This is a genomic window from Okeania sp. SIO2B9 (assembly GCF_010672505.1).
In the GTDB taxonomy this organism is placed as follows: Bacteria; Cyanobacteriota; Cyanobacteriia; order Cyanobacteriales; family Microcoleaceae; genus Okeania; species Okeania hirsuta.
The window spans coordinates 1-3010 of sequence record NZ_JAAHGK010000962.1 but is presented as its reverse complement, the minus strand read 5'-3'; the positions used below and the strand labels follow the sequence as shown (position 1 = coordinate 3010).

The 3010-nt window shown below is 31.3% G+C and carries 2 protein-coding genes; one reads left to right on the top strand and one right to left on the bottom strand.

Going from position 1 to position 3010, the window contains the following annotated elements; all coding sequences use genetic code 11:
• Positions 1-1071: 1071 nt before the first annotated feature.
• Positions 1072-1566 carry a tellurite resistance TerB family protein gene (locus F6K13_RS26015; protein ID WP_124155326.1) on the top strand — a complete coding sequence of 165 codons (495 nt, stop codon included), beginning with the start codon at positions 1072-1074 and terminating at the stop codon, positions 1564-1566.
• Between the two features lie 408 nt (positions 1567-1974).
• Here the strand turns inward: F6K13_RS26015 and hpsP are convergent.
• Positions 1975-3010, bottom strand: a 1036-nt coding sequence (hpsP, locus tag F6K13_RS26010; protein ID WP_287288850.1) for a hormogonium polysaccharide biosynthesis glycosyltransferase HpsP, incomplete at its 5' end; no start/stop codon positions are given.

Genomic DNA, 3010 nt, shown 5'->3' with positions numbered 1-3010 from the left:
TGGAGTTAGAGCAGTGTTGAACATCATAAAAAAAGCTAACTTGATTCAAAATATTGGGTGCATCTCAATTTTGAATAAAGCCAAAAAATTCTCGCTTTTAGGGAATAGGGAATAGGGAATAGGGAATAGGGAATAGGGAATAGGGAACAGGGAATATATAGGAAAAAAAGTATTTTTGCAAATATGAGATGCACCCAAAATATTATTCTTAATAGATTAATCAACTTGGTTTTTTATTCAGAATTTTTGCACACCTTTAAATATTCTTAATTAATGATCAATTTGTCAAAATAGTCTAATTAAATAAGAAGAAAGAAGGCAGAATAAAAATGGAGCAATAGGATAAAATTTTTGCACGCTAATTATCCGGACATGATATTAAGACTACCTCAAAATTCAAGATAGAAAAAAGGAGTTAGAGCAGTATTGAACATCATAAAAAAAGCTAACTTGATTCAAAATATTGGGTGCATCTCAATTTTGAATAAAGCCAAAAAATTCTCGCTTTTAGGGAATAGGGAACAGGGAATAGGGAATAGGAAATAGGTAATAGGGAATATATAGGAAAAAAAGTATTTTTGCAAATATGAGATGCACCCAAAATATTATTCTTAATAGATCAATCAACTTGGTTTTTCATTCAAAATTTCCGCACAACTTTGATACTCTTAATTAATGATCAATTTGTCAAAATAGTTTAATTAAAAAAGAAGAAATAAGGCAGGATAAAAATAGAGCAATAGGAGAATTTTTTTGCACGCTAATTATCAGGATATGATATTAATCATACCTCAAAATTCAAGATAAAAACAAGGAGTTAGAGCAGTGTTGAACATCATAAAAAAAGCCAAATTGATTCACAATATTGTTCTTAATATATCAATAAATTTGGTTTTTTATTCAGAATTTTTGCACACCTTTAAATATTCTTAATTAATGATCAATTTGTCACAATAGTCTAGTTGACAAAAAAAAAATCCTGTGATATAACCAATAAACTATTAAAAGCTGTTATACAAGATAAAATAGTAAAGAAATAAACAAACAATAAATTGGGAGGCAAAGCCTAACATGAGTTTATTAAATAAGGTTCTTGGAGTTTACAATCCAAATCGAATGGCATTCTCACAACAAGAAGCAATAGCTGCTATTGCAATATCTGCCATTGCCTCAGATGGTTATCTTTTAGATCAAGAAACAGAAAGACTTATAGTACTTTTGACGCAAATGGAAATGTTTAAAGGTTATTCAGAAAAACAGATTACAAATATGCTAGATAGATTGCTCAATTTACTCAGTGAAAAAGGTATGAATAATTTAGTTGCTATAGCCAACGATGCGCTACATCCAGAGTATAAAGAAATAGCATTTACATTAGCTGTCGATCTAATCTTAATAGATGGAGTTTTTTCTGGTAAAGAACAAACATTTTTAACTCGTTTGTTTCAGGTATTGGAAGTGCCTGTAGAGAAAGCTTCAGCAATTTTTCAAGCTCAGTCAGCAAACCATCAGGAGACTAAAAAAAAGTCTAGAAAGTATAGAAATAATCAAAATTATGAAAAGTAAATAAAATGTGGTTATTTACTATTTGTAAAAAAATCACAAATTTATTGATAGATAAAAATGTTTGACGATGACTATTTAGACTTAAATTAATTAATAGTGAACAGTTGTCAGTTATAACAGAAGCAAGAAGCAAGAAGCAAGAAGCAAGAAGCAAGAAGCAAGAAGCAAAAATCCTGTGTAGTCTGATCTGAGTTTTAAGCTTTTGATATGTCCGTGCCCTTTTATTAGACTGCTATATCTTCCAATATTGGGCTAAAATAAGTCACCTCCTTTAGCCGATAGTACCTATACTAATCCACTCCAAGCACTTAATATCAAATCTGTTTAATTAGCAAAAAAAATCGTTTATTGGAGTTGGCAAAAGTAAACTGATAACTGTTAACTGAATAATAGGCAAATTACGACTTATTAATAGGTAATAATTTTTTGGTAAGCCTGAATAGTTTGTATAGCGATCGCTTCCCAACTATAATTTTTTCTAGCTAACTCTTTAGCATTCAAACCTCGTTGTTTTCTTTCAGCTTCATTTTGCAAGGCTGACTTAATTAAAATAGCCATATCCTCTATTTTACAACTACCAACCCAACCTGCTTCTGCGTCTGCTACATCTTGACAAATATGAACTTGATCGGAAATAACTACTGGTGTACCTGCCACCATTGCCTCTGCTACTGCGATACCAAAATTCTCATAATAAGAAGGCAACACAAATACATCAGCAACCTGTAATAAACTTGCCTTAATTTCTCCTGTAACAAACCCCGTTATTTTTGTACATTTAGCAAGAGGTGAACCCTCTATTTGTGACCGAATTTTTGCTTCATAATTAGGATCTTGAGGATTAGCACCTGCTAAAATAAATTGAAAATCTATCCCTTCTGCTAATAATTTTTCTAAAGCTGGTAATAATAAATCTAGCCCTTTTTTAGGTTCAATTCGAGACATAAATAAAATCACAGGATGTTTAATTTCTATGGCTTGAGATTGAAGATAATTAACTAACTTTTCATCCTGAATATTACCTGGGGGATTAACACCCAAAGGAATTACTAAATCTCGTGTCGATACACCAAATCTTTCAGAAACTTTTGCCTCTTCTAAACTGGTAAAATGAAGTGCTGCTGCATGAGCAATATTCCGCTTTTCTAACAGAGAAACATAAACTTTTTTGAGTAATTTTTTTTTCCGTAAATCAGCCGGGTCTAAAGTACCTAAAGGTCTTAAAATATAAGGTAAATTGTTAGCTCTAGCCATAGTTGCAGCCATAGTAGTTACTGGTGAAAAAAGAGCATGAATATGAGCTAAATCAAATTCAGAAGCGTGTTGATTTAACCATTGTAATAACTTCAGAGAAAATTTATAACGACGGAATGGAGAACAACGAAAATAACGAATTTGATAACCATTTTGTCTAACAGGTTTATCAAGAGGAACATCTAAAGGA

Bases quoted from the DNA above. Each gene is read 5' to 3' on its own strand.
- F6K13_RS26015 (WP_124155326.1), top strand. From the start codon at position 1,072: ATGAGTTTATTAAATAAGGTTCTTGGAGTTTACAATCCAAATCGAATG.